General features: G+C 67.1%; 15 protein-coding genes, 1 tRNA gene and 2 pseudogenes. 10 read left to right on the top strand and 8 right to left on the bottom strand.

Annotation, left to right across the window (positions count from 1 at the left end; all coding sequences use genetic code 11):
• Nucleotides 1-81: 81 nt before the first annotated feature.
• The 3 genes from SCAB_RS20400 to SCAB_RS20390 form a co-directional block, all read right to left on the bottom strand.
• Entirely contained in the window at nucleotides 82-858 is a 777-nt protein-coding gene (locus SCAB_RS20400; RefSeq protein WP_013001968.1) for a hypothetical protein, read from the bottom strand.
• Nucleotides 859-935: 77 nt separating this feature from the next.
• Entirely contained in the window at nucleotides 936-1,463 is a 528-nt protein-coding gene (locus tag SCAB_RS20395) for a hypothetical protein (protein ID WP_013001967.1), read from the bottom strand.
• Between the two features lie 18 nt (nucleotides 1,464-1,481).
• Nucleotides 1,482-2,474: a NucA/NucB deoxyribonuclease domain-containing protein gene (locus tag SCAB_RS20390; RefSeq protein WP_013001966.1), complete on the bottom strand. Its 993-nt coding sequence runs from the start codon at nucleotides 2,472-2,474 to the stop codon at nucleotides 1,482-1,484.
• Nucleotides 2,475-2,874: 400 nt separating this feature from the next.
• Here SCAB_RS20390 and SCAB_RS20385 point away from each other — a divergent pair, with 400 nt between their 5' ends.
• Nucleotides 2,875-3,930: a ParA family protein gene (locus SCAB_RS20385; protein WP_106437283.1), complete on the top strand. Its 1,056-nt coding sequence runs from the start codon at nucleotides 2,875-2,877 to the stop codon at nucleotides 3,928-3,930.
• A 692-nt stretch (nucleotides 3,931-4,622) separates the two neighbouring features.
• On the opposite strand, the gene SCAB_RS45945 is transcribed toward SCAB_RS20385, so the two are convergent.
• A protein-coding gene (locus tag SCAB_RS45945) for an IS5 family transposase (protein WP_397962632.1) occupies nucleotides 4,623-5,431 on the bottom strand; the annotation gives its coding sequence in 2 pieces (ribosomal slippage) (nucleotides 4,623-5,083 and nucleotides 5,083-5,431; 810 coding nt in all).
• 496 nt (nucleotides 5,432-5,927) lie between these two features.
• The gene (locus SCAB_RS20365; RefSeq protein ID WP_013001962.1) at nucleotides 5,928-6,497 is read right to left on the bottom strand and encodes an AAA family ATPase; all 570 of its coding nucleotides are present in this window, start codon (nucleotides 6,495-6,497) and stop codon (nucleotides 5,928-5,930) included.
• Nucleotides 6,498-7,086: 589 nt separating this feature from the next.
• On the opposite strand from SCAB_RS20365, the gene SCAB_RS20360 reads away from it, so the two are divergent.
• Nucleotides 7,087-7,683, top strand: coding sequence for a lamin tail domain-containing protein (locus tag SCAB_RS20360; protein WP_013001960.1), 597 nt, complete (start codon nucleotides 7,087-7,089; stop codon nucleotides 7,681-7,683).
• Between the two features lie 494 nt (nucleotides 7,684-8,177).
• On the opposite strand, the gene SCAB_RS48585 is transcribed toward SCAB_RS20360, so the two are convergent.
• Nucleotides 8,178-8,567 carry a hypothetical protein gene (locus SCAB_RS48585; protein ID WP_078580160.1) on the bottom strand — a complete coding sequence of 130 codons (390 nt, stop codon included), beginning with the start codon at nucleotides 8,565-8,567 and terminating at the stop codon, nucleotides 8,178-8,180.
• 76 nt (nucleotides 8,568-8,643) lie between these two features.
• On the opposite strand from SCAB_RS48585, the pseudogene SCAB_RS45080 reads away from it, so the two are divergent.
• Both SCAB_RS45080 and SCAB_RS20350 read left to right on the top strand, forming a co-directional pair.
• Nucleotides 8,644-9,080 (top strand): annotated as a pseudogene (locus SCAB_RS45080) (hypothetical protein); the annotation flags it as partial.
• Between the two features lie 517 nt (nucleotides 9,081-9,597).
• The gene (locus SCAB_RS20350) at nucleotides 9,598-10,170 is read left to right on the top strand and encodes a TetR/AcrR family transcriptional regulator (protein ID WP_013001958.1); all 573 of its coding nucleotides are present in this window, start codon (nucleotides 9,598-9,600) and stop codon (nucleotides 10,168-10,170) included.
• Nucleotides 10,171-10,227: 57 nt separating this feature from the next.
• Here the strand turns inward: SCAB_RS20350 and SCAB_RS20345 are convergent, their stop codons facing one another.
• Nucleotides 10,228-11,097: an alpha/beta fold hydrolase gene (locus SCAB_RS20345; protein ID WP_013001957.1), complete on the bottom strand. Its 870-nt coding sequence runs from the start codon at nucleotides 11,095-11,097 to the stop codon at nucleotides 10,228-10,230.
• 460 nt (nucleotides 11,098-11,557) lie between these two features.
• On the opposite strand from SCAB_RS20345, the gene SCAB_RS20340 reads away from it, so the two are divergent.
• Together SCAB_RS20340 and SCAB_RS20335 are read left to right on the top strand one after the other, a co-directional pair.
• Nucleotides 11,558-12,562, top strand: a complete 1,005-nt coding sequence (locus SCAB_RS20340) for an NADP-dependent oxidoreductase (RefSeq protein WP_013001956.1) — start codon at nucleotides 11,558-11,560, stop codon at nucleotides 12,560-12,562.
• Nucleotides 12,563-12,651: 89 nt separating this feature from the next.
• Nucleotides 12,652-13,469 (top strand): annotated as a pseudogene (locus SCAB_RS20335) (oxidoreductase).
• Between the two features lie 354 nt (nucleotides 13,470-13,823).
• Here SCAB_RS20335 and SCAB_RS20330 read toward each other — a convergent pair.
• A tRNA-Gly gene (locus tag SCAB_RS20330) sits at nucleotides 13,824-13,894 on the bottom strand.
• 329 nt (nucleotides 13,895-14,223) lie between these two features.
• Between SCAB_RS20330 and SCAB_RS49070 the strand changes: the two genes are divergently transcribed.
• From SCAB_RS49070 to SCAB_RS20315, 4 genes are all read left to right on the top strand, one after another.
• Entirely contained in the window at nucleotides 14,224-14,346 is a 123-nt protein-coding gene (locus SCAB_RS49070; protein ID WP_267886425.1) for a hypothetical protein, read from the top strand.
• Nucleotides 14,347-14,513: 167 nt separating this feature from the next.
• Nucleotides 14,514-15,089 (top strand): dCTP deaminase, encoded by a 576-nt coding sequence (dcd, locus tag SCAB_RS20325; protein WP_013001952.1) that lies wholly within the window; start codon nucleotides 14,514-14,516, stop codon nucleotides 15,087-15,089.
• Complete coding sequence (locus SCAB_RS20320) at nucleotides 15,086-15,628, top strand: phosphoribosyltransferase (protein WP_013001951.1); 543 nt, start codon at nucleotides 15,086-15,088, stop codon at nucleotides 15,626-15,628. The genes dcd and SCAB_RS20320 overlap by 4 nt, the downstream gene beginning before the upstream one ends.
• Nucleotides 15,629-15,957: 329 nt before the next feature.
• On the top strand, nucleotides 15,958-17,223 hold the full coding sequence (locus SCAB_RS20315; RefSeq protein WP_049875748.1) for a serine hydrolase domain-containing protein: 1,266 nt from the start codon (nucleotides 15,958-15,960) through the stop codon (nucleotides 17,221-17,223).
• Nucleotides 17,224-17,275: the final 52 nt, after the last annotated feature.

The raw sequence follows: 17,275 nt of genomic DNA, 5'->3' as shown, positions 1-17,275 counted from the left end.
GCCGCGAATCCGCCACTGAACCGGCTGTCTTGCGGCTGACCGTCTTGCACTGGGGTGCAGCGGTCTGGGAGAGGGACCCCTCTATGCCGACGGTCGGCGTACCACGTCGTCGTCCGTCACCTCGTACACGTCGATGCGCAACAGCTTGCGAACATGCGCCGGAACGCGCTCGACGGCCTTCACGGACGAGGACGGCACCACCAGCGCGTACCGCGTGTGGGGTTCCTGGCTCGTCATCCGCCGCAGCAACTGTCCGTAGGCGATGTCGGCGTCGATTCCCTTCTCACTGGTGCGGCCCTTGGCTTCGCATATCAGCCGCTCATCGCCGCGCACGGCTTCGAGATCGGTCCAACGGTCCGTGGGATCAACCAATGTCCAGCCCTGGGCAAGAAGCCACGTACGGAAGGCGTCGATGACCCGGTCCTCGTCGCTGTGGCGTGCCAGGATCCCCTTCAGCGCAGCCAGGTCCGTCTCCCGGTTACGGCGCAGTCGTCCGCGACCGTCCGCATCGAGGTCGGCCGGCCGGATCACGATCAGCCGCAGTCCGTGCGCGGGAATCTCCGTATCGCGCCGGGCGTCGTACAGCGCTCGCTGCTCGCCCCGGTGGACGCCGCTGACGGTGAGCCTGTCGGGCTTGTCGAAGTGGGGCATGGGCTGGTTGTGCTGGAGTTCCCGGTATTCGACCACGAGTTGGTGGCCGGGCCAGTAGGCGTCGACTGGCAGTTTGGCCCGCCGACCGCCCGCCCCGAGGTCACCCTGCAGCCAGTCGAACTTGTGCTGGGGCAGTGCGGTCTCGCCGAGCACCTGGTTGCACAAGCCGACGACGTACGCCTCATCACTGTCGTCTCTCGTTCCCATGAGCGCGCATCATGCCAGCGTTCGCAGTCGTCGAGGCGGGTCCTTCGAGGCGGCTGTCACACCGGAACGAACGGATCTCAGAGATCGTCTTCATCGACGGGCTCGGGTTCGCGGATGTAGGCGAGGTCAAACACGTAGCGTTCGGTGACGGGGCAGTCGTTCCACGCCTGGGTCAGGTGGTCTTCGAAGGTGTTGTCCGTGGGGTGGTCGAGGCTGCTCTCGTAGTAGTCCGCGGTCGCCTGGCGGCCGACCCACCAGGCTTGGCCTTCGTAGACGCCAGGGCGGGGCAGGGTCATTTCCCCCGCGGGCCCGTACTCCAGTTGGTTGACGACGAGGACGCCGGTTTCGGACTCGATACTCACGGAGACTTGGCCTTCCGCGTCGGCGGGCGGGGCCGGCGGGGTGTCCCAGACGCGGATGGCGACCTCGACGTCGATGTCGGGTTGCAGACTGCGGAGGTACAGGTGGTAGCCGTTGCCGGCCACCACCTGCCTGCGGGCAGCGGCCATGGCGTCGTCGTCGCCGATGTAGGCGTCGGCGTCGTAGACCTCCACGACGCGGCGGGCGGGTGTGGCCTTGCAGCTGTATTCGGCCAGGAGCGCCATGATGCCGCTGCCCTTCTGCTAGTTGGTGATCTTCATGTAGAAGGCGTCGCCGTCCAGGATCCGGTTGAGGGTGTACATCTGGTCGAGCCTGCGACCGCCGGTCTCATTGTCGGCGCCGTCGATCAGCCGGACGGAGAACCGGTTGTCACCCTTGGTGGAACCCTCCTTCGTGGAGGCGAAGGGGTACTCGTCGCACTGAAGGTCGGTTCCCGCGTAGTCGCCCCATACCTTCCCGCATTCCTTGATCGAGCGGGTGCGGTTGTTCTTCTGCTTCTCCTTGTCGACCAGCCGGTGCAGCGGTTCCTTGACCCCTGGAACGCTCTTACCGGGCCAGGAGGGGAAGGTCCGCTCGGGGCGGTTCAGGGCGTCGTAGATGTGCAGGGCGCTTTCGTTGACCGCCGGCTTCTGGCTCATCACGAGTTCCACACGGGCCTTGGTGAAGACCGTTCCCTTGAACGTGCCCGCGATTTTTCCGGCGTAGTCGTAGCGAACGCTCGAGTTGTAGACGCTGCCTCCCCCAGTGAAGGGGGCAGCATTGGGGGAGCTGGCACTCAGGTCCATCGAAACGGTCGAGAGGGCGCGCTGCTGATTGCCCTGATCGTACAGAGCGCCCTTGTCCGGGGAGGTGTACGTGAGGGTCCAGTGAGGCCTGCTGTCCCACACGCCGAGCAACTCGTCACGGGCCTCGGTCTGAGGCGCGGTCACCTTGGGGTCCGGATCGCTGTCGGATGCGTTGATGCTGTGGCGGAAGTGCTGGCCGAGCCGCCATTTCGTGGCATCTTCGCTGGGTATGGGCTGGACCCATATGTTCTCGATGCCGGCGGCGTAGTCGACGCGCCGACTGCCGTCGTAGGCGAAGCCGAGGACCCATTGGTCGAACTTGAGGCGGCCGAGCGTGGTGGTGCCCCTGATGTCCCTCAGGACCAGATCGAAGGGGCGCTTCTGGCAGCTTTCGAAGCGGGACTTGATCCACCCGGTGGCGGTCTTGGCCTGCGCCGCGTAGTAGTTCATGGCTGCGAGTGGGACGACACCTGGCGAATGGTCCGGGCACCCGACGCCGAACCCGGCGCCGTCCCGATCACCACCATGCGACACCCAGCCGCATCGGCAACCGCCGCCGACATCCCCAACCCCGACGCGGGCAGCCCCGCCACCTGGGCAGCCTGACGCGGCTGAGCTCGCGCAGACGAGGGCCCTGGCCTCCATCGCTTTGGAGGCCAGCGCCCTTTTCGCGTTACCAGTGGAAACACGCGACACCCGGGCCAACACCGAAGCATCAGCGCGGCGTTGTCGATCCACCCCGCCATCCAGGAGCGAGCCACCTCCCGCCGTATCCAGCGCAAATTCTGGGCGGGGAAGGGTCCGGAAACGCTAGCCTCGCCCCCCGTCCCACTGCAGTCCTGGAGATCTCATGGCAGGCGAGCTCCCGCGGCTCAAGCGTAAAAGCGCCGAGTCCAAGCCCGAAGTGGCTCCCGAAGAGGTCCTGTACACCGACACGGACCGCAGCGAGGACACCCTGGACCCGGATCTGTCGTCTTGGTGGTGGTACGACTCCGGCTTCCGCCCCAAGGGCCGGAACTGGCCCCTCATCTGGGCATACATCATCGAAGGCGGCGGGTCCACCAAGACCACCAGCGCCACGTCCATGGCCGTCATTGCCGCCCTGGACGGCTACCCAGGCGTTGTCTTCGACCTCGACAGCAACATGTCGTCGACCACCGTCCTCGGCTACGACGAGACCGCCCTCAAGGGCAAGAAGACCGCGATCGACCTGTTCTACGGCAGGGCCACCCTGGACGAGGTCGCGCTGCCCGCCCGCTACCGCATCGGCGACGGCGACGACTCCGAAGAGGACTTCGAGCCCATCGAGAACCTGCGCGTCGTGCCCGGCAGCCCCGCCATGGCCGACGCGGACCGCGCCATCGCAGAGGACGCGGACCGCAACGACTGGTTCGCCGAGATCCTGCACTCCTACAAGGGCGACGAAGCGGTCTTCTACCTGGACTTCCCGGCGAGCTACGGCAAGATGCCTTCCTCCGTGCTGCGCATGCTGGACGAAGAGGACTCCGTTATCCCGTCGATCAAGGCCGACCCCAAGGCCGTCAAGCTGGTCAAGCGGCTCACGGACGAACTGGAGCGAGTCCGCGACAAGAACCGCGGCAGCCGGTCCGTCCCCGGCCGGCCGACACTCAAGCGCTTGATCCTCACCGGCACGTCGCCGCTGACCTGGAAGGACCAGGTGGCAGCCCGCCGCGGCACGGCCGCGGCGGAGGCGATGTACAGCTCCGTGCTGTTGCCCTACATCCGGTACTCGGCAGACGCCGAGAAGATCTACGAGGACGCGGTTCCCCTGCCGATCCTCCTGCCCGACTCGGTGGCCTCCGTGGACTACCGGGAGGTGACGAGGTGCATGTGGACTGTCCCGTATCTCAACGAGTGTGGATGCGACTACTGCGAGGATCCGTGACCGCCTCGACGGCCTCTGCAGTGACGGGGACTGCACCGTCTGGTACCCGCGTGACGGCCGCCCTGAGCTCTCACCCGCCCAGTTCGCCACCGTCTGCGTGCTGCAGTACATGATGAACCTGTCCGCCTTCCGCGACCGACTCGCCGAAGGCGACCGCGCCGACCGGCTACTGGGCCTCGCACTCACCCGGATCCGACGGGCCGGCCTGCTCAACGGGGCGCGTCACGCAGCGCACCGACCCCGCCCACGTCCTGTCCGCCGCACGGGAGCTGACCCGCCTGGACCTGGTGACCGAGGCGGTCCGCGCCGTGCTGGAAGAGGGGGCCCGCGACGCACCAGAGGTGCTGGATGAGTTGGTCACCGCCGAATGGGCCCAACGCTACGGCCGGCCGGTTCGCCTGTGCTCCCAGCCCAGCCACCCCGTCGCCCGCCTGGAGCAGGTGGGCAACGAAGCCCGCGAACTGCTGCAACGCCCTGACGACCGGTTCCCTCGGGTGGCACGGTGCCGGCAGCCCTTGCCGATCTCCCGCGGGCTTGCACGGTGTCCCCTTCTGCATGGGGCGACCACAGCGCGCTGTCGTTCGACGTCTTCGGGAACCGGCGTACCCGGTGGCCGTACCGGGCATGGTGAACCGCCCGGCCATACCAGCGCCGCGCAAGTGTCCCTTCCCGTAAGCGACTTAGAAGTCATCTCATTTGGTGAGTCTGCGGTAGCAGATGAGGGTGCAGGCGATGCTGGTGAAGGCGAGGAAGTGGTCGGCCTTGCGTTCGTAGCGTCGGTGGAGGCGGCGGCAGCCGGCGAGCCATGCCATCGTGCGTTCGATGATCCAGCGGTGGCGCCCCAGCCGTTGTGAGGACTCGACTCCCTTGCGGGCGATGCGGTGGGTGATGCCGCGCTTGCGTAACCATCGCCGCAGGTGGGCGTAGTCGTAGCCCTTGTCGGCGTGGAGTTTGCCGGGCCGGCGCCGTCGTCGGCCTCGGCGCGAGCGGATCGGCGGGATGCCCTTCACGAGCGGGATCAGGGCCTGGCTGTCGTGCAGGTTGGCCCCGGAAATGGCGACAGATATGGGCAGACCTGTCCGTTCGGTGATCAGGTGGATCTTCGATCCGTACTTGCCCCGGTCGACAGGATTCGGACCCGTCAGGTCCCCCTTTTCAGGGCCCGCATGTTCACCGAGTCGACCGCGCACCGCGACCAGTCCAGCTCACCGCGGGCACCGAGTTCGTCGAGGACCAGGCGGTGGAGCCTGGCCCACACCCTTGCCTTCGTCCACTCGGCGAACCGCCGGTGGGCGGTCGCTCCGGAGGGGCCGAACGACGCCGAAGGCAGCTGCTGCCAGGTACAACCCGACGTAGCCACGAAGACGATCGCGGCCAGTACTTCCCGGTCGCCGTGCCGACGCCGACCACCGCCCTGCGGCCGCGACGGCGCCTCCGGCACCACCCGCTGGAACAACTCCCACAACTCGTCCGGCACCAGCCGCTCAACGATCCCCACCATGACCCACAGAATACCGAGTCATCCAAATGAGATGGCTTCTTAGCCGCCCTTCACTCGACCTATGCTGCGGGTCACATGAAATGCGCCTCGTCATTTGAGGCGGTCGTGGGCTGGAGAGGCAAAGTGACGTCCGAGGGTCCGGTAAAGGAGTGCGTGGCCTCGATTTAGGGGCGCGCGGAGGCGCGCAACCCCCGAATTGGTCTAGATAAGAAACAAACCCCAGGCCACTGACCTGGGGTTTCATTATGGAGCGGGTGACGAGAATCGAACTCGCGCTCTCAGCTTGGGGAGCTTGGGGAGCTTGGGTCTCTTGGGGCGGTTGCTGCGCTGACCTGCGGCGGAGTGCTGTTGTAGCCCGGTTTGCACCCACATCCAGTCCCCGCTGTTCCCCGTGGTTCCCCGCCGGATCTGGCACGCGAATGGCACGGCCTCTTCGCCCCGGAGTGTCTGAGCCTCAGCCGACGACAGTCAGCCACGACGGCGGGCGGAGCCATTGTCAAGACTTGTAGATCGAGTCGTTCGCGTCGGTGATGCTGTCGCTCGGGTCGAGGAGGTAGGCACCCCTCGCGACGCCTCGCAGGATGCTGTCGGCGGTTGCCTCAGAGGTCAGGGTGGTGGAATCCAGGACATGGGCCTCGTAAGCGGCCAGGTTGCTGAACTGGCCGTGCAGTGAGCGAACCGGCTCGGGGTCGGTCAACGCGTCGCCGGCCCGGCTCGTTGCCCGTTCCAGTGTGGTGTGTTTGTCCGGCCGAAGGATGACGTAGCTCAGCGGCAGGGCCCGCTCCCGGGCCGTCACGCGGAAGAAGTCGATGAACCAGGGCCCGACGATGCCGTCGCAGATCACCTGGTAGCCGCCCTCGGCGTAGCCGAACGCTGCCGAGACCAGTACCTGCAGAACCACCTGGTTCTGCTCGTGCGCTTCGGGCAGGTAAGGCGCGATCCAGCCCCGCTTGATAGAGCGCCAAAAGTCGTCACTGTGCAGGTGAACGCTGGGGGTCAGGTGATCGGCCAGCAATTGCGCCACGGTGCTCTTGCCGGCTCCGGGCGGCCCGGTCAGGACGATCACCTGACCGTGGTGAGGAGATGTCCGAGAGAGGGGCGGCGGGTTCATGCCGCCACCGTGCCAGGTTCGACCAGCACACCGCTTTCGAATTTGGCTCCCGCGCGAACAAGGGACACCAGGTGGGCGCCGGTGATCGCGCCTCCAGCGGTCGGATCGGAGGTCACCGCACATCCAAAGCTACGACCGCCGACCCGGCGAACCTGTGCGGTCACAGCACTGGAGATGAACGAAGCCACCGGCAGCTGGTCTGAGCGGGTTCGCGGACCCATTCTGCTGTTACTCACTTTCGGGTGACGGCCCGGAATCCCAGCAGGGTGGCGCACCATGGCGGAGAGAGGCCCTGCCCCAATCCCCGCAAGACCTCCCGCGACCTGTGGGTACGTCAACGCGACCATATGCGACATAAGTGAGCGTTGCATTTGAGGGTAATGGAAATGTGGTCAGCAGGTAACAGAGGTCATGTTCTGCCCGTGGGTGTCCGGTGGTGTGGACAAGGTGTGTGTGCGGCCAGCCGGTCGCCGACGCACACCACACCGGATCCCGGGGCCTGTTCAGGCTGTCGGGGATGGTGTCCGCACCCTGAGGGGGACTCATGTCCGCTTCCGCTTCCGCTTCTGTCACCGCCCGCAGCCTCGTCGCCGCCGCGCTCGCCGCCGGCGCCGTGGTCTCCATGGTCACGCTGCCGGCGTCGGCCGCCGACCACGCCCGTCCTGAGCGGTCGAGGGTGACGATCTCGGACGTCCAGTACAACTCCCCCGGCCACGACGACGGCTCCAACCGCTCCCTGAACCGGGAGTGGGTGGAGATCACCAACAACGCCCGCCGCAGCGTCAACCTCGACGGCTGGACCCTGAAGAACGAGGACGGCAAGACCTACACCTTCGAGGACTACCGCCTGGAAGGCCGTACCACGGTCCGTATCCACACCGGACGCGGCCGCGACACCGACACCGACCTCTACCAGGACAGCCGCCGCTACATCTGGGACAACCGCGACACCGCCACCCTCCGCAACGACCGCGGACGCTACATCGACAGCGACTCCTGGGGCCACCACCACGGCGGCGGGCACCACAACAACGGTGGCGGGCACCACAACAACGGCGGCGGGCACCACAACAACGGTGGCGGGCACCACAACAACGGTGGCGGGCACCACAACAACAACGGTGGCGGCCGCCACCACTGACCCCACACCACGCGCACACCCTGACAACAACACGGGCGCGCCCGGCCACCCACGGCCGGGCGCGCCCCTGTCAGTGCAGCCGATGGCCACACTCTGGCCCTTGCGCGGTCAGCCGCATGGCCTTTGACACAGCTCGCACCACTCCTCAGACGCTGGGTAGTCGGGCGGACCTCCGGGCATGGGGCAGGCGAAGAGGGCAACGACTCCGGTCCGGTATCGGCTCTGCCGGCCGCATGGTGGGGTCGACGGCCGGACCGGAGCTACCACCGACTACTCGTAGGTGGTCGCAGCTCGTAGAGCTCGTGTCTGCTGCCGACGTGATCAGCAGAAGCGGTCATGAGAGGCACCCTACTTGGCATGCCTGCGGTAAGGCCGAGCCTGATGAGCACCGGCTTAGAGCTCGTAACACGATCTTGCTGGCGTACCGCAGCAGGTCGGGGGCACTGGGTTGAGTAGGTTGCCGCTGCCGAGGCCATACACGTGCTACGCCGGAGTCATGCTGGGATGAAGCTCGGCCACCAGGGTGGGACGTTGCCCGGGCACAACGGGGCGGGGTAGGAGTCCGGCATGCCGAGCCATGTGACAAGGAACCAGGTGAACCACAGGGTGAAGATGAGCCCTGCAGTCAGGGCTGTCCTGCGATGACGTTTTCCTAGGGTGCTGTGCAGGACCACCCACGGAACCGCAGCAGCGATCCATATGAGAGGGACAAGAAACAGCAAAGTCATGCCGTTGGTCACGCCGTTGCCGATGTCACAAGCAGCCCATGCATTCCCAATGGCAGCAATGGACACCACCGCAGTCAGCCCACCGAAGAGGACACCAAAGCCAGTTCCTCTGAACCAGCGGCTCGGAGGACTCGACGGCGCTGCTCCCACGATCATCTCCCCTCCTCGCCGTAGATGCGGAGAGTACCAACGTGCTGAAGCAGCCTGCTGGTGTCCTGGCCTGCCCTGACACCGGTCAGCCGTTCTTGAGCTTACGAAGCCGTCGCCAGCTGCCACCGTCGCCCAGGTCGATGCCCTCGCCGAGGCGGTGGGGATGCGGTGGCGGCTCATGGTCCATCTCGGCGCGTACGGGCCGATGCGGCCCGAGGAAGTGGCCGGCCTCCGCCGCCGGGACGTCGACCTCTCGGGACGTCGGAGGGCTTCCGGTTCTACGACCTCCGGCACACGGGGCACACGCTCTCCACACGCTCCGGGGCCACGCTCAAGGGCACCATGGTGCGTGCCGGCCAGTCCTCGGAGAAAGCGGCGCTGATCTACCAGCACTCCGATGACGAGCGGCAAGAAGAGGTCGCCGCCGAGCTGGACGCGACCGTGCGGAAGGCTATGGCTGCGGCCAAGGGGAAGGAGCGCGACCAGCCTTCTGGCACGAATCTGGCACGCGGCGAGTGATCGCAGCGGGCAGCAAAACGGCCCAGGTCTTTGACCTGGGCCTTCTTCATGGAGCGGGTGACAAGAATCGAACTCGCGCTCTCAGCTTGGGAAGCGACGGCGCTTGAGGAGCCGGATAGCGTCTGACCTGGTCATACGTGATCTGGAATGGCAGCCGGGAGCGCACGGTCGCACCGTAGTGCACGGAGCAGTTGCGTGCGCCCAGCTGACCCCTCAGCTGCTGCCCGGGCGCGCACCTTTTCCCGGGACCCTCGGGGTCTTCTTGCGCACCCCGGCCGCGTGTCGCCGGGCCCGGCAGGTGGTGGAACCCGGTCCGCCCTTCTTGCCGTTGACGACCTGGCGATGCCGGTCCACCGACCGTCACGCACCCGGCCTTCGGCAGATGCCAACGCCGTATGGCCTGCCGAACGGTCGTAGGCCGGCCGACCATGCCTAACGATCGTAATATTATGAATATCAGGTCACTGACCAGCCTTGAAGGCGAGGCAACGGCCTTACGGAGTGATGGAGGAAGCTCGTGGCGCGCTATGCCAAGGAGCACAAGCAGGTTACGCGGCGACGGATCATCGAGCAGGCCGGCCACCGGTTCAAGCGGGACGGGATCGACGGATCAGGCGTCTCCACCCTGATGGCGGACGCCGGGCTCACCAATGGAGCCTTCTACGCCCACTTCGATTCCAAGGACGATCTCGTCGCCCATGTCGTCGCGGCCGAACTGCGCTCACAGGTGGCGAGTTACGACACGTTGCGGCCAGGTCGCCTCGGACTCGAGGACCTGGTTCGCGAGTATCTGTCACCCGGACACCGCGACCAGCCGGGCACCGGATGTCCCTCCGCCGCCCTGCTCGACGAGATCGGCCGCTGCGAAGGCGCGACCAAGCAGGCTTACACCGAGGGTGCGAGCGCCATCCTGGACGAGATCGCCGCCCGGCTGGCACCTGGCGATCCGAAATCCGCTCGCGGCAAGGCCATCGGGCTCTACACCATGATGGTGGGAACGCTGCAACTGTCCCGCGCTCTCTCCGACCAGAGCTTCGCTGACGAGGTTCTGGAACAGGGAATCGAGAACGCTCTCACGTTCATGAGCTGAGAGTGAGTCGGTGGGCGGTGGGCGGTGGGCGTCCGCTCACGCGTCGGCGCTGAGCCCTTACGCCCGCTCGAAAAACTCGAGGGCTGCCGACACGAACTGCTCGTGGAACTGGAAGATGCCGCCATGGCCGGCGTCGGGGTAGATCACCAGCTCGGCGTTCGGCAGTCGCCGCGCCAGATCCGCCGAGTTCGATGTCGGAACCATCCTGTCGCTCTCGCCGTTGGCGACTAGCACTGGCTGGTGAACGCGGGACAGATCGTGGGGCCGCTCCAGGCCCCAGCGGTGAATGGCCTTGAGCTGGGCGCCGTACGCGGTGAGGGAGATCGCCTTGTCCCGGCCTTCGGTGCGCTCCTTCAGCCGGGCCAGGAACTCCTTTCCGGCTCGACGCCCGTTGGCGGTGCGCGTGAAGAACAGGAACTGCTTCGGGTCCTGGAGGGTGAACAACGCCCGGAGGGTGTCGAGATGCGACACCCGCGTCACGTTCTTGATGCCCTCGCCGCCCGCCGGACCGGTGCCCGCGAGGATCAGCCTGCGGACGAGTTGCGGATCGGTCTGCACGATCACCTGGGCGATCATGGCGCCCATGGAGAAGCTGAGGATGTCGACGCGATCGAGCCCGAGCGCCTGGATGAAGGTGACGGCGTCCTTCGCCATCTCCTGAATGGTCTTCGGAGTCGATCCGGTGGTGGCGCCGACGCCCCTGTTGTCGAAGGTGATGACCCGGTGCTTGGCGGCTATGCCGTCCACGACACGGGGGTCCCAGTTGTCCAGGACCGCGGCGAGGTGGGTGATGAAGACCACCGGGACGCCGGTCCTGGGACCGAGGTCACGGTAGGCGAAGGTGACGCCCCCGGTGGTGAGGGTGCGGTTCGGTGCGTTCTTGTACGAGGTCACCACGTCGCCTCGTACGCCTTGTGCGTCGTTCACGGCTGTGCCCTTCGGTTGGAAAGTGCGCGCAGTTCCCCGGGTCGCCTGGCTGCGGCTGCGATCTGCTGGTCGTCAATTGAAGTATGACCGTAATTTCATCGGGTGCAAGTCACCGGGGCGGTCGCCCTTGTCCCAGGGGGTGGCGTCGACACGGCTCGGCACCCATGGATGAAGCGGGTCGAGCGGGGCAGGCCGCTCGGGCCATCCCCGCGAGGCGGCACCTGTCCCGGTGGGCCGTCGGCCGTCACCTCCCGGCGGGTGCACTCGCCTCCCGACGCGAGGGCCGAGTTGCGATCCATCGACCCGGTCCTTAATATTATGTTCGTAATTTAATTTCTCGGCGCGTGCCTCCCCAGAGAGCATCCAGCCGTCGAACAGACGCCGGATCGAGAGCTCCCGCTCCTCATGCGCACGATGTGCGGCGGCCCGGGGCTGCCTGCGGCAGGAAACGGAGACGACGATGAGGGCCTTCCTGGTCGACCACTACGGCAGCCGGGCCGGGCTGCGCGCCGGTGAGGCGCCGGACCCGGAGCCGGGCGCGAACGACGTACTGGTCCAGGTTCGTGCCGCGAGCATCAACCCGCTCGACCGGATGATCCGGGACGGGAAGATGAAGACGGTCCTGCCGTACCGCGTCCCGTTCATCCTGGGCAACGACCTGGCCGGGACGGTGGTCAGGGTGGGTGCGGCCGTCACGCGGTTCACGGTGGGCGACGAGGTCTACGCACGGCCCGACAAGGACCGCATGGGCACCTTCGCCGAGCTCATCGCGGTGCACCAGGACGACCTGGCGATCAAACCGGCCACACTCAGCATGGAGGAGGCCGCCTCCCTCCCCCTGGTCGCCCTGACCTCGTGGCAGGCGCTGGTCGAGCGAGCCCACGTCCAGCCGGGCCAGAAGGTCCTCATCCATGCCGGCTCCGGCGGCCTGGGCACGATCGCCATCCAGCTGGCGAAACAGCTGGGTGCGCAGGTGGCCACCACCACGAGCACGGCCAACATCGACGTGGTGAGGAGTCTGGGCGCGGACGTCGTCGTCGACTACAGGACGCAGGCATTCGAGACCGTCCTGCACGACTACGACCTGGTCCTCGACGCGCTCGGTGGAAAGACCCTGAAAAAGTCTCTGGACGTACTCAAACCGGGCGGAAAGATCATCAGTGTCGCGGGCCCTCCCGACGCCGCTTTCGGCAGGGAGCTGGGCGCGAATCCGATCATCCGGCTGGCGATGTCGGCACTGAGTTACCAGACCCGACGACGCGCCCGGCGACGTGGCGTCACCTATTCCTTTCTGTTCATGAAGGCCAGCGGAGACCAACTTCGTGAACTCACCGGGCTCATCGACACCGGGAAGATCCGACCCGTCGTCGACACTGTCTTCCCATTCGAATCGACCCCGGAAGCGCTGGAGTACGCCGCGGCAGGGCGCGCGAAGGCCGGAAAGGTCGTCGTCAGGATGCCGTGAGGGACCCCTGTCCTTCCCTGCCTGCGCCGACGAGAACTCTGCGAAAACCGCACGCCGTTGTGAACATGAGCAAGTCCCAGAAGCACATGATGGCAACGAAACGACCTGTAGTGCTGGTGACAGGCGTGTCCTCCGGCACCGGAGAGGCCACGGCCCTCGCCCTTGCCGAAGCGGGTTTCGAGGTGATCGGAACCAGCCGGAACACCTCGAAGGTCACCCCCCCCGCGACGGCGTGACCTTCCTCGACCTCGACGTGAGCAGTGACGCCTCGGTCGCCACGCTCGTCGAGCAGGTCATCGATCAGTTCGGCGGGATCGACGTCCTGGTCAACAATGCCGGTATCGGCTCGGCGGGCGCCACCGAGGAAAGCTCCCTGGCGCAGCACCAGCACGTCTTCGACATCAATGTCCTCGGCGTCATCCGCATGACGAAGGCCGTCCTGCCCCACATGCGCGCCCAGGGCTGCGGCCGCATCATCAACCTGTCGTCGATCTACGGCTTCATGCCCCAGCCCTTCATGGCCGCCTACATCGCGTCCAAGCACGCGGTCGAGGGCTACTCCGAGTCCGTGGACCACGAGGTCCGTGAGTTCGGCGTACGGGTCCTGCTCGTCGAGCCCGGCGGGACCGACACCGCGTTCGAAGGCAACCTCGTACAGCCCGACACTCCGCTGCCGGTCTACGTGCAACAGCGGCGCCTCGTCGACCGAGTGGTCGCCGAGGCGGTCACCGGCGGCGACGCCCCCACCGTCGTCGCCCGCGCCGTCGTCACCGCGGCCACCGCACACAAACCACGGCTGCGCTCCACCGCCGGCCCGGCCGCCCGGCGCATCAGCCTGCTGCGCCGCATCGCTCCCACCCGACTCTTCGACCAGCAGATCCGCACATTCAACAAGCTGGCGGCCTGATACCCCAGCCGCCCATCGGAGCGGATCACGCTCCGGCCCCGATCCCGTGAAGCCTCGACCAGGTGACTCCCAGCCGGATCCGCCGACGAGCCGCCGAGCTTGGGAAGCGAGCTTCGGCCGGAAGAACGCCGTCTCGGGAACGCCTGCCCGATCGGCTTCCCCGGCCGAGGTCCAGCAGGCCCGCTGACGGTAGACCTCAGGCTGTCCCAACGAGCCCGCGGCGGCCTGGGCCACGAGAGAGGTGTCCGGCGTGCCCTCCACGTGCCCGATCTTCGTGCGCCCAGTGGCCTGTTGCTGCGGAGAAACCCTCGCCAACGCACAAGCCCCAGGCCACTGACCTGGGGCTTCAAGAAGAGCGGGTGACGAGAATCGAACTCGCGCTCTCAGCTTGGGAAGCTGATGTTCTACCATTAAACTACACCCGCGTAAGACGCCGGTCGGTGCCGGTGTCGGAACGCATCGTTACTTTACCTCATGTCGGGCCCCGCGCGCTGAAGGCGTGGGGCCCGGTTGTGTTCGTGGGGTGGGGACAGGGCTGCGGGGCGCGGGAGTTGGGGCGTACGGTGGAGGCGCGGAAGAGGGTCCGGGTGGGCCTTCGGCGGGATCGGAGTGCCGCCTGGAGGGCCGTCCCAAGTATCCCGTAATGTGGCGGTTCGTCGTCAGGTCGACGTAGGTCGACAGCCAGACGCGCCTCTTGGGGAAGGGACACTTGGACTTGATGGAGCGCACCGTCGTCCGCTGTGCCGATGGGCACATGTTCAGCACCGCTTCGTTCCCGATGCAGCAGGCCGAACGCCTCGGCCCCGGTCGGCTCATGCGCTGCCCGCGCTGCGCCCGGCTGCGCAGTGTCGTACCGGTGGCACTGCAGAAGCGGTGACGGAAGCAGCAACAGCAGTAGCGAGCGGTAGCAGGCCGTAGCAGGAGAAGTGGCGGAAGCGGCCGGTCGCGGTCGTGGACGCTGTGGAAGCGGGCAGGGCAGGGACAGGCGCGCGGGTACGTCCGGCTGGTTAGGGGCGGCCCGCGCGCCTTGCGTATCCTCGGGGCGTGCTTCTCTCAGACAAGGACATCCGGGCCGAGATCGACTCCGGACGGGTACGCATCGATCCGTACGACGAATCCATGGTGCAGCCGTCGAGTGTCGACGTGCGTCTCGACCGGTTCTTCCGGGTGTTCGAGAACCACCGGTACCCCCACATCGATCCGTCCGTCGAGCAGGCCGACCTCACGCGGCTCGTGGAGCCCGAGGGCGACGAGCCGTTCATCCTGCACCCGGGCGAGTTCGTGCTCGCGAGCACCTACGAGGTCATCACCCTCCCCGACGATCTCGCCTCGCGGCTGGAGGGCAAGAGTTCCCTCGGGCGGCTCGGGCTCGTCACCCACTCCACCGCCGGGTTCATCGATCCCGGCTTCTCCGGGCACGTGACCCTGGAGCTGTCGAACCTCGCGACGCTTCCGATCAAGCTCTGGCCGGGCATGAAGATCGGGCAGCTGTGCCTGTTCCGGCTCAGTTCGCCGGCCGAGTTCCCCTACGGCAGCGAGCGCTACGGCTCCCGCTACCAGGGGCAGCGCGGGCCGACCGCCTCCCGCTCCTTCCTCAACTTCCACCGGACCCAGGTATGAGCACCGGGCGGTCGGCCGGGACCGGCGGCGACGCGCCCGCACGCGAGAACCTCACCTACGAGGCGTTCGGCACCGCCGTACGCGAACTCGCGCAGACCGTCGCCGACGACGGGTACGAGCCCGACATCATCCTCTCCATCGCCCGGGGCGGCGTCTTCGTCGCGGGCGGGCTGGCCTACGCCCTGGACTGCAAGAACATCCACCTCGTGAACGTGGAGTTCTACACCGGCGTCGGCACGACCCTCGACATGCCCGTCATGCTCGCGCCGGTTCCGAACGCGATCGACTTCTCCGACAAGAAGGTCCTGATCACGGACGACGTCGCCGACACGGGCAAGACGCTCAAGCTGGTCCACGACTTCTGCCTCGACGCCGTGGCCGAGGTCCGGTCCGCGGTGATCTACGAGAAGTCGCACTCGCTCGTGAAGTGCGAGTACGTGTGGAAGCGGACGGACGACTGGATCAACTTTCCGTGGAGCGTCCTGCCTGTGGTCCGTAAGGCGGGGGAGCCTGTCGTGCCGTCGAAGGAAGCGCTCTGACCTGGCTTCTGTCCGGGCCGCGGACGTCACTTCACAGCGAGGTTGTCCTCGGACGACGTTGACGGCCCGGTGGCGTTGTTGCGCGGGCACCGCGACCTCCTTCGACACGCCGATCGCCACCGGCTACGACGACTTGCCAGAGCTGCTTCCCCACCTGATCCCCTGTCTCCTTGGGGCGTCGAGCGGGCTGACATGGGGTCAGGTACCAGGGTTCGATCAGGGTTTGATCAGGGGTCATCCCTGATGAGACGGGCAGCCGGTGCGGATGAGACTGGTGGCCGGGCCGGTACGTCGCCGGTGCCCACGCCACGGTTTTGGGGAGCCCCATCATGCACAGCTCTGCCCGTCGGACCCGTCGGACCCGCCTGACCCGTTGGACCGCCACGGCCGCCTGCGGAAGCCTGCTGACAGCCTTGGCCGCCGGAGTGGCCGTTCCCGCCTCCGCCGCCGCTTCGGGCCCCACGCACGCCACCGCCCCGGCGTCCTTGCCGGGGCTGGATCCGGTCGCGCTCAAGGCGGCCATCGGCGGGCTGCCGAACGCGGACGTCACCGGTGCGCTGCTGCGGATCACCGGGCGCGCGGGCCACTGGTCGGGCACGTCGGGTGTGGGCGATCTGGAGACCGGCCGGGGCGTGCCGCCCGACGCGCACATCCGGATCGGCAGTATCTCCAAGGTCTTCACCGCCACGATCGTCCTCCAGCTCGCCGCCGAGCACCGGATCGATCTGGACGAGCCCGTCCAGCGGTATGTGCCGGGTGTCCTGCCCGCCGGTCTGCCGCCCGTCACGGTCGGCCAGTTGCTCAACCACACCAGCGGTCTTCCGCGGGGTGCCGACAGCCCCGACTTCGGGGACGACAGCCCCGAATGGTTCGCCGCCCACCGTCTGAAGAGCTTCACGCCGCAGCAGGTGATCGACCTGATGGCGGGCCAGCCCATGCAGTTCACGCCGGGCACCGCACAGCAGTACAACGGGATGAACTACTACGTGGCCGGCCTGCTGGTCGAGAAGGTCACCGGGCACGGCTTCGCCGATGAGATACGGTCCAGGATCACCCGGCCTCTCGCCCTGCGCGACACCTATGTCCCCGACGCCCGGGATCCGCGCCTGCCGAGCCCGCACTCCCATGGCTACCTGATGACCAAGGCCGCGGACGGCACCACACGTCCGGTGGACGTCACCGACCAGAGTCCCTGGCCCTGGGCCGAGGGCGGCATGATCTCCACCCCGGCCGACCTCGACCGTTTCCTGACCGCCCTCTTCCGGGGGCGCCTGCTTCCGCCGGCCCAGCAGGCCGAGCTGTTCACCGTTCCCGACGTCCCCAGTGTCCGCAACAGCCAGTGCCGTACCGAGACCGATGCCGGCCGGGCCTGCATGGCCATGGGGCTGATGCGGGTCAAGGCGTCCAACGGGGTCGTGGTCTGGGGCAAGACCGGCTCCCGTCCCGGCTACACCAGTGGGGTGTTCTCCACCCGCGACCTCTCCCGCAAGATCGTCTACTCCCTCAACCCCACCGGCTTCGACGGCGCCGAGATGCGGTACATACAGCAGATCGCCGCCGCCTCCTTCGGCCCCGTGGTCCCGGCCGGGGGCTGACCCTCGACGAGGCCGTGGCGTCGAGGAGGGGTGGGCCCCGATCCGGGCGGCG

Origin of the sequence: Streptomyces scabiei 87.22 (assembly GCF_000091305.1) — a bacterium.
GTDB lineage: Bacteria > Actinomycetota > Actinomycetes > Streptomycetales > Streptomycetaceae > Streptomyces > Streptomyces scabiei.
Note: the sequence above shows the minus strand (reverse complement) of the source record. Positions and strands in the feature narration are given on the sequence as shown.